Here is a 9,083-nt window from a genome sequence, read left to right on the forward strand (position 1 = left end):
GGACCGTGTCTGCATCCATGGACCGCGGATCAGTCCAGGCCGGCATCACGGTGATCCCTCAGGCGTCGCATCAAGGCAGGTTGAGCAGCCCACGCAACGGGGTTGTCGATCAGCACGTTGAGGTGTTGGTAGTAGGTGGTCACAGGGATCTGGATCTGGCTACGGATGGCGCGCTCCTTGGCTCCCTGGTATTTGAAGCGCCGGGACTCCATGTCCAGAATCGCGCTCTCCAGGCTGTTCAACGCAGCAGGGCCTTCCGGTGAGCTGGACTGGGCAGTCACCACCATCAGCCCTTCTGCTCTACCCGCGGGCGCACGGAGACCGTGGTGAGTTGAACATCCTCCCCGGCATCCACCACCGTGCGAATCGCTTGGGCCACGGAAGCCGGTCGAATGTACTCCTCCGGGCGGTAGGGCTTGTCCATGGTGGTGTAGATCCCGCGCAGCATCTCAGTGTCCACGGGGCCGGGGTGAACGGAGGACACACGGATGCCGTCCGGTTCCACCTCCTGCCGCAGCGCATCCCCCAGGGCGCGCAACGCGAACTTGGAGGCTGCATACACGGAGTTGCCCGCCGTGGCGGTGAATCCTGCCCCGGAGTTGATCAACACCACCGTGCCCCGGGAAGCCTTCAACAAGGGCAATGCGGCGCGGGTCAATTCCGCCGGCACCACCACGTTGAGTTCCAGATGCTCCCGCCAGTCCTTTGGCGTGGCCTCCGCAAAGTCCAACCGGTGGGACACCGCTGCGGCATGCACCACCACGTCCAAACGGTCCAAGCCGTCCACCAACTCCGGCAGTGATTCAACATCTGTCAGATCTGCAGGGACGGCACGGACGCGGTCACTGAAGTCAGCCAGCTGAGCCAACCGGTCTTGGTTACGCCCCACAGCAATCACGTGGTGATCCGCTGCCATTTCCTCCACCACGGCACGGCCGATTCCACCGGTGGCCCCAGTGACCAGGCAGACGGGCAACTGTTGTTGGCCGGCCTCCCCCGGTGAGTTGGAGGCGGACGGAGTGGGCGGGGGCGTCGTCGTCATGGATCCACTGTAGAGCGGGACTCGGACAGCACACCGGTGAGTCAGCCAGGCGTCCACGACCTACAGTGATGATCATGACCAAGGCGGATCTCTCAGAAATCATGGCCCCTGACTGGGCCCAAGCCCTGCGGCCGGTGGAGGCCACCATTCGTGAGATGGGCGATTTCCTGCGTCACGAACACCAGCAGGGCTTCCGCACTTTCCCTCCGGGTCCAGAAATTTTCCGGTCGTTCCAGGAGCCCATGGCGGAGGTCCGGGTGCTGATCGTGGGACAGGATCCCTACCCCACCCCCGGTCACGCCATGGGCCTGTCCTTCTCCGTGCGTCCGGATGTTCGTCCGCTGCCGCGTTCGCTGCAGAACATTTACAAGGAACTCCAGGACGATCTGGGTATATCACCAGCCACGCACGGCGATCTGAGTGCCTGGACCCAGCAGGGTGTCATGTTGCTCAACAGATGCTTGACCGTACGGGAGGGTGCTCCGGCCTCCCATCACAACAAAGGCTGGGAGGCCGTGACAGAGTGTGCCATCAAGGCGCTGGCCGCACGCCGCGAGCCCCTGGTGGGGCTGCTCTGGGGTCGCCCGGCGCGCACCACCGCTGCCTGGCTGGGCCAAACACCCCGGGTGGAATCCGCACACCCCTCTCCATTGTCCGCCTCCCGCGGATTCTTTGGATCGCACCCGTTCTCCCGCGTCAACCAGCTTCTGGAGCAGCAGGGTGCCGAACCCGTTGATTGGCGCGTAGGCTGAATTAGGTGACATCAACAGCACCTAATTCAGCGCCTTCCCCGCAGCCGAACGACGCCGCCGGCCCCGCCAAGCCGCGCAAAGCACAGATCAATTTGACGGTGCGTGAGACCTTGCAGCTTTCGCCCACCATGATTCGCGTGGTGGCTGAGGTCCAACAACCTGAGCTGTTCCAGGACATCGAGCCGCCGGAGAAGTACGTCAAGTTGGTGTTCTTCAACCCAGCGCTTGGCCTGGACGCCTTCCCTGATTACTGGTCCTTGAAGGATTCCCTGCCCGCTGATCAGCAGCCCGTGACGCGGCACATGACCCTGCGCAAAGTGGCAGCTGACCGCTCAGAGGTGTGGATCGACGTCGCCACCCACGGGGATTCTGGCTACGCCGGCCCCTGGGCCATGCATGCCCAACCCGGGGACACGATGGTGGCCGTTGGCCCCGGTGGCAAATGGATCCCGGACCCTGCCGCCACATGGACGCTGTTGGTGGGAGATGACACCGCCATTCCCGCCATCATGGCCAACGTGGAAGCGCTGCCGGCAGGCGCCCGGGGTGAGGTGATCCTGGAAGTTGACGGAGCCGAAAATGAACAGGATCTTTCACTCCCTGAGGGCCTGAAACTGCGCTGGTGCCACCGGAACTCCCAGGAGCAGGACACCCGCGCCCTGGTGGAAGCGGTCAAGACCACCAACTGGCCACAGTCCACGGACGGCGTTCAGGTCTTTGCCCACGGTGAGCGCGAGGCCATGAAGATGCTGCGGCCCTTGTTGTTCGAACACCACGGCTTGAGCCGCGATCAGGTCTCCATCTCCGGGTACTGGGCTGCCGGGCGCACGGAAGAGGTCTTCCAGGCGGAGAAGCGCACACCGATCGGGAAGGTCTGATGGGCGACCGTGGGCTGCCACAGCGTTCCGGGCCGGCGCTCAGCGGCGGCGGTTGCGTCCCACACCCAAGCGGTCTTGTTTGTTGAACGGGCGCATCAGGTACTGCCCCAATACCAGCCCCGCGGCCATGGTCACCAGCGTTGACATGGCCGTGAACAGCGCCACCACGCCGTCGCCCGTGGTCTGCTCCTGAATGAACACCGCGTACATGCCGCGGAAGATCGAGAGCCCCGGCAGCAGGAACGTCATGGCGGGCACCGCAATCACCAGGGACGGGATGCGCATGCGGCCGGCGGCAGCAGCAGCAATGGCGCCAGCGGTTACGGCCCCGAACACAGCCTGCAGGCGTACGTCCAGGCCGATGTAGCCCGCTGCGTGGTAGAGCAGCAGCCCCCCAAAGGCGGAGAGGAGCACGGGCAGCAGGAAGCGTGTGGAGGCCTGCAAGGTGATGGCGATGAACACGGCAGCCACGGACATGAACACAATGTTCATCAGCACGCCCGGTGGCTCAAAATGGCTCTGGGACGGGTCCAAGGCCGTGAGCCCGAACAGCCCGGCCACCACAATGCCGGCGTAGATCCCCGCCACGATTCCGGCAAAGGCCATGCCCGTGGACACCAGGCGCCCGGCAGCCGTCACGGGGAAACCACTGATGGCATCGTGCATGGTGGACATGAACCGGGTGGTGGGCATGAGCATGATCAGACCGGCAGCGATCATGCGTGGCGGTGAGATCTCCAGATCGGTCTGGGCAAAGATCATGGCCAGACCGGTGAGCACAAACCCGGAGACCGTCATGGTGAAGAACTCCGGGTAGCGCCGCCGCCCCATCCAGATCCCGATGCGGGAGACAATCAACCCGGACAGCGCGGAAATCCCTGCCCCCGCCACACCACCGCCAATACCGAGGGTCAGGGTGAAGGCCGCGGCAATCATGGCTGCCGTGACCACCCAGTTGGGGAAGGTCTTGGGCCGGGAGTTGATGGCCTCCAGCCTGGCGCTGGCCTCCGCCCGGGACATCTCCCCCTCGATGATTTCCGTGACCAACCGGTGGGAGTCCGCCAAACCCGCGTAATTGTCCGTCCATGACCTGACCACACGCATGACCGTGTGGCTGGTCATGTTGTTGTCATTGAAGATGTCCTCACGGGTCATGGTGGCGGTGGCCGGGGTCTCCGGAACGTAGTTGATGGTCACCGCCTGATTGGTGATGTCCACCTCCAGGTTCTCCACGCCGTAGGTGGCGCACACCGCCACAATCGCGTTCTCCACCTCCAGAGCATCCGCCCCGTAATGGAACATGGTCTCCGCCAGGCGCAGTGCAAAGTTCAGGGTCCGCCGTGCCTCCTTCTGCCCGGCATCGGTGTGGCGGCGCAGGTGCGCAAAGGGGCTGGCGGCCAACCGGTCCACCAGTCCCATGGGCGCAGTCATCCCGGTGTCCCGCTTCATCAGCGAGCGCAGCACCCTCTTGGATCGCGGCTGGGTGGTGGTGGATTCAGAGGACGGGTAGGCGGCCGGCAGGATCGTCGTCGACGGCCCCGCGATTGCAGGTGCAGCCTCCACCATGGAGGTGTCCGGACGGGCCACCGCCGCGGTTTCCGTGGTGGCCCGCCTACGGCCACTGACACTGACCGGTTGGGTGAGCGCCGGAGACTGACGACGACGCCGGTCCCGCTCCACCTCCTCCTCAGTGAGCACAGGTATGGGGGCTGCGGCAGCAGTCAGAACCTCCGTGCGGGCGCCGTCCTGGCGGGCACGAGCCCGTTCGGCCTGGGACTCCGTGGCCACGGCAGGGGTGAGCAGCCCGCCAGCGTAGGTGGGCTCCAAGTTGAGATGGGTGTCCGGACCAAAGGGTTCGACGGCCACGTCCTGCGCCCGTGACCACCCGGAGACCGGGTAGCGGCGCTGCCCGTCCAGGGACAGCACCAGGGCGCCCAGGTCTCCGGGCGGAAGATCAGCGGCGGTGGTGTCCCGCTCATCCACGGTCATCAGCTGGTCTCACACAACTGCAGGCTGTTGCGATGTGGGAGTGTCGGCTCAGTAGAAGGGTTCGTTGCGGGAACGGACCCAGAGCTGACGGGCGACCTTTTCACCAATGCGGTTCCAGATGGCCACCTTGGTGGGGTTGATCTCCTGGTCCCACACGCCCACGTAGTCCACAACGGTTCCCTTGGTGAAGGAGGTCTTGAACATGCCCATGCCGTGGAACTGGTGCTCCTCGTTCTTGAGCTCATCGGAGGGCGGGGTGCCGCAGAGGTCGTAGTCCTTGATTCCGTGCTCGGAGATCAAATCGTTGATGGCGGTCCACTGCACCAGGTGGGCGTCTCCGCGCTGCTTGCGGCGCGGCTTGGACCCGCCGTCCTTGTAGGTGGCATGCGGACCGTAGTTGACCACAAACGCCCCCACGGACGGTTCGCCGTCCTCGTAGGCAAAGTACAGGCGGCCCTGGCCGGACTTGGCAAAGTTGCCCCAGAACCGGCTGTAGTAGGAGAAGGGCCGCAAGGTCACGTTGAGTTGACCCTGACGGGCGGTCTGCATGAGGGCGTACATGGCCCGCATGTTCTCCTCGTTGACCTCCACAAGCTCCACGGGAGCTTCCTCACGAATGGCGCGGCGCAGCTTGTTGCGGCCGTTGGACTGCATGCCCTTCATGATTTCTTCCGGGTCCCGGTCCGTGTCCAGCACGGCGGTGTGGTCATTGGGCTGGATGATCAGGGTCTTCTTCAGCCCAGCCTGCTCCAGTGCTGCACGAGCCTCACCGGAGTCCGGGATCACGGGCTCCACCTTGACCAGGAACACGTTCTTGGCATGTTGCTTCACCAGGTTGCGGGTGGCGTTCGTGAAGCCCTTCAGATCCTCGACTGTCTCCACAGCCGGGCCCTTGACCATGTACCAGAGCCTGCCCAGACCCGGCACGGACTTCTCCAGTACCAGTGTGTAGACGGGCTGCGAACCGTCCGCGGGTTCGTGCACCAGGTGCACCGGCTTCCAGCCGTGATGCTTCTTGACATCGGCAAAGGAAGCCGACTGCAGCATGTCGCCGCCGTGGGGGTTGGCGATCACGTGGGTGTCCCAGTCGGACACCTCCTGGGCGGTGGCAAAGCGTGCTGTGAACTCTCGCAAGGTTTCTCTCCCGGTCACAAGGTTTGGTCAACAAGAAAGTGTGGTCACCACGTCTGGGTGCGTGGCTGGGCCAGCGTGGAAACTGATCAGTACCAGTTCTCACCGGTGCGTTTGAGGTGCACGCGCAACAGAGCACCTTCACCGCCTGCAGTCCAGGCCTTGTACTTGGCCTTGTTCAGCGGTAGGTCCCAGCAGCCCACAAAGTCCGTGACGTGGTCATTGAAACCGGTCTTGAACTGCCCCACGCCGTAGAGGGCATGTTCAGTGTCCTTGATCCTGTCCGCAGGCGGGGATGCGCAGAGGTCATACTCCGTGGCCCCGTGTTCCTTCAACCACCGGATGCTTTCCACCACGGACAGGGCCGGTACGCCGCGGACGGGTTGTTTGCGCAGGGACGCGGCATCCTTACGCGAACCCTTGTGCCCCAGCAGCATCACAAAGTCACAGCACACCACGGTCATTGCAGGTTCGCCATCCCACGCAGGTTCGCCATTGTCGTTGCTGCTCGCACCGGCCGCGGACTGTGCAGCCTCCGGATCCGGTGCGTAGCCGAACACAAAGCAACCCTGGCCCGCTTGTTCGTGACGCTTCCACATGGACTTGTAGTAGTCGCGGTTGCGCATGCTGAAGCGGCCTTCAGCGGTTTGGTCGAACAGGTCCAGGAAGATTTCGCAGTTCTCGTCCGTGACCGGAACCACCTTGGCCACAGCCCCACCTTTGCGGGCCTTGCGGATGTTGTACCGGGTACCGCGGGAGAATCCGGCTTCAATGGCCTCCAGGTCCGGGGTGATGTCCAGGATCACGGTGGATCCGTTGGGCTGGACGTTCCAAGTCTCCTCCAACCCTGCGTGGGCCAGTGTGGTGCGGTTGACCACGGTGTCCAACAATTCCGGTTCCACCTTGAGCAGGAATGCCCCCCGTGACTTGGCCAGCTCACCCATTGCCTGTACGGCATCGGCAGTCTGCGCGGCGGTGGTGGTACCTGGGCCTTTGGGTGCGTACCAGACCGCCCCGAATCCGGGCACGGAGCGGGTCAGCACCGTCACCGCCACCTGGGTGCCATCCAGATCGACGACGACGTACAGCGGGGTCCAGCCGAAGGCCCCCTTGTGCTCGGCAAACGCAGGCCCCTGGAAAACGTTGCCGCCATCAGGATTGTGTGTGAGTCGCTCAGCCCACTCCTGTACGGTTGCCTCCACCACGCGCGCCGTGGCGCTGCCGGCATCCGTGCGGGCGGACGCGGGACGTTGTGAGGGTGTGTGCCCTTGGAACAGGACACGCGGGATCTTGGGCAGTGGCATTGCAGATTTCACCTTGTAGGTCGATCGAATCTCTGATGCTAACCGTATCCGGTCCGGTGCGGCAGGGACCGTCACAACCACTGAGCGGCTTCTCACGGTGGCCTCATGCAGGCCCCTTACGTTTGCCCCGTCCGCGGTGGCGGACTGCAGGGATTGACGCGTAATCACCGCCTCACTCGAGCCCGAGGAGCCGGGATGGCAGGCGTGGGAACCGAAAATTCTCCCTACACCGTCGCATTTGAATGGAAAAGACAACATGACCAGCTCAAAGTCGGACCACCACAAAGGGACTCGTCGCCGACACCGCGCACAGACTTCGGATTTTCGGGTGTTGCCGTGGACCCCGGTGTGTTGTGTGTTGATGACGCTCAGTGCTGTTGTGGTTGCAGTGTCGTTTGTGATGCCGCACGTTCTGAGGGTTCCTCTTGACGCATGGGCCGCACCGGGCCGGGCGTGGTTTGACGTTGGGAACGAAAACAACCTGCCGACCTGGTGGAATGCGGCACTTCTGATGGTTGCCGCAGCCCTGGCAAGCGTCGTGGCCTGTGTGAGCTGGAACGGACGGCGCGCAAAATCGCCGGGTACCGCCGTTTGGTGGCTGATCGGCCTGCTGCTGGCAGCACTGAGCTTGGATGAAGTTGCCAGCCTGCACGAACGATTGGGCCGACTTGCCGATGCCGCCCTTCCAGGTCACGGTTTCACGTACGCGTGGCTGGCTGTGGGCATTCCCATGGCCCTGGCATTGCTGACCGGCACCGTGTTTGTCACACGATCTCTGGCGGTGGTCCCCCGCCGCTTGCTACTGGCTGGGCTGCTCGTGCTGTTCACCGGTGCCGTTGGATTGGAAGCCGCCAATGACATTCTGGTTCGCCTCAGCGACCAAACAGACGCACACAACCCGCACCTGTTCCACGTGATCTACCACGCGGAGGAGCTACTCGAAATGCTGGGTGCATGCCTGCTGGTTACCGCACCACTGTCATCCGTGCAGGTGACCCACTCCCCGGACGGCGTCGTGGTCAAGCCACGATGACCTGGACACCCGCCTCGGCCAAGGCCTGCGCCAGGTCACCCGTGGGGGCGGCGTCCGTGATCAGGACATCCACCTGGGAGAACGTGGCGAACCGGGCCAGGTTCTCATGATTGTGCTTCTCAGCGTCGCACAGCACCACAACGGTGCGAGCAGAGTTCAGGATGGCGGTCTTGACCGCTGCCTCAGGAAGTTCCGGGGTGGAGAAACCGAATCCGGCAGCCACTCCGTTGCACCCCAGGAAGGCGATGTCCGTTCTGTAACGCGAATACTGCTCAGCAGTGGTCATCCCGGAAGCAGCCCAGGTCAGGGTACGCACCCGGCCCCCCACCAGTTCCAGGGAGACCTCTGGCTGATCGGCCAACCGGCCGGCCACGTGCAGTGCGTGAGTCATCACCAGCAGCGGGTTCTCCGTGGAACCGGTACGGCGTGAGGCCAAGGCATCTGCCACGGTTTCCACCGTGGATCCGGCATCCAACACCACGCTGGTGGCTTCCGTGGACTCCAACAGCTCCAGAGCCGCTGCGGCCATACGCCGTTTGGCAGGGGTCTTCAAGGTCTCGCGGCTGTCCAGGGACTGCTCCACGGAATCGGTGCGGTCCACGGACACCGCACCACCGTGTACTCGGCGCAACACCCCAGCAGATTCCAGTGCTGCCAGGTCACGCCGGATGGTTTCCATGGTGACCGCAAAGCGCCGTGCCAGGTCCGCACCACTGACTCGGCGGGTGACTCCCACCAGTCTTGCAATCTCCGCCTGACGTTCTTCGGCAAACATTGAGCCTCGTTCCCGTTCTTGCATGGTCCATATTCTCTACCCACTGCAGGGGACCTGCGCCACAGTCACCTGATTCGCTCCAGCCACCCCGCCTCTACAGCCCACCTCCACGGTTGACACGGCGCAGTCTCATGGTGGAAACGGCAGAGCCTCACGGTGGAAACGGCAGAGCCTCACGG

The 9,083-nt window shown here is 63.8% G+C and carries 9 protein-coding genes; 3 read left to right on the plus strand and 6 right to left on the minus strand.

Annotated features, from left to right (window positions below):
* Window positions 1–29 precede the first annotated feature (29 nt).
* Entirely contained in the window at window positions 30–287 is a 258-nt protein-coding gene (locus L979_RS06115) for a DUF3263 domain-containing protein (RefSeq protein ID WP_047690482.1), read from the minus strand.
* Entirely contained in the window at window positions 287–1,042 is a 756-nt protein-coding gene (locus L979_RS06120) for an SDR family oxidoreductase (protein WP_081993920.1), read from the minus strand. The genes L979_RS06115 and L979_RS06120 overlap by 1 nt, the downstream gene beginning before the upstream one ends.
* Window positions 1,043–1,116: 74 nt before the next feature.
* Here L979_RS06120 and L979_RS06125 point away from each other — a divergent pair, with 74 nt between their 5' ends.
* Window positions 1,117–1,794, plus strand: a complete 678-nt coding sequence (locus L979_RS06125) for a uracil-DNA glycosylase (protein ID WP_047690500.1) — start codon at window positions 1,117–1,119, stop codon at window positions 1,792–1,794.
* A gap of 5 nt (window positions 1,795–1,799) precedes the next feature.
* Complete coding sequence (locus L979_RS06130) at window positions 1,800–2,672, plus strand: siderophore-interacting protein (protein ID WP_047690484.1); 873 nt, start codon at window positions 1,800–1,802, stop codon at window positions 2,670–2,672.
* 39 nt (window positions 2,673–2,711) lie between these two features.
* Here the strand turns inward: L979_RS06130 and L979_RS06135 are convergent, their stop codons facing one another.
* The 3 genes from L979_RS06135 to L979_RS06145 all read right to left on the minus strand — a co-directional run bounded on the left by L979_RS06135 (window position 2,712) and on the right by L979_RS06145 (window position 7,096).
* Entirely contained in the window at window positions 2,712–4,661 is a 1,950-nt protein-coding gene (locus L979_RS06135; protein WP_081993921.1) for a threonine/serine exporter ThrE family protein, read from the minus strand.
* A 48-nt stretch (window positions 4,662–4,709) separates the two neighbouring features.
* On the minus strand, window positions 4,710–5,795 hold the full coding sequence (locus L979_RS06140) for a GNAT family N-acetyltransferase (protein WP_047690487.1): 1,086 nt from the start codon (window positions 5,793–5,795) through the stop codon (window positions 4,710–4,712).
* Window positions 5,796–5,881: 86 nt separating this feature from the next.
* A complete protein-coding gene (locus L979_RS06145) occupies window positions 5,882–7,096 on the minus strand; it encodes a peptidoglycan bridge formation glycyltransferase FemA/FemB family protein (protein WP_047690490.1) in 1,215 nt (404 codons plus the stop codon).
* 511 nt (window positions 7,097–7,607) lie between these two features.
* On the opposite strand from L979_RS06145, the gene L979_RS06150 reads away from it, so the two are divergent.
* The gene (locus L979_RS06150) at window positions 7,608–8,129 is read left to right on the plus strand and encodes a hypothetical protein (protein ID WP_156125444.1); all 522 of its coding nucleotides are present in this window, start codon (window positions 7,608–7,610) and stop codon (window positions 8,127–8,129) included.
* Here the strand turns inward: L979_RS06150 and L979_RS06155 are convergent.
* Window positions 8,116–8,904, minus strand: a complete 789-nt coding sequence (locus tag L979_RS06155; protein ID WP_047690495.1) for a DeoR/GlpR family DNA-binding transcription regulator — start codon at window positions 8,902–8,904, stop codon at window positions 8,116–8,118. The genes L979_RS06150 and L979_RS06155 overlap by 14 nt on opposite strands.
* Window positions 8,905–9,083: the final 179 nt, after the last annotated feature.

Source organism: Kocuria sp. ZOR0020, from assembly GCF_000800955.1.
GTDB lineage: Bacteria > Actinomycetota > Actinomycetes > Actinomycetales > Micrococcaceae > Kocuria > Kocuria subflava.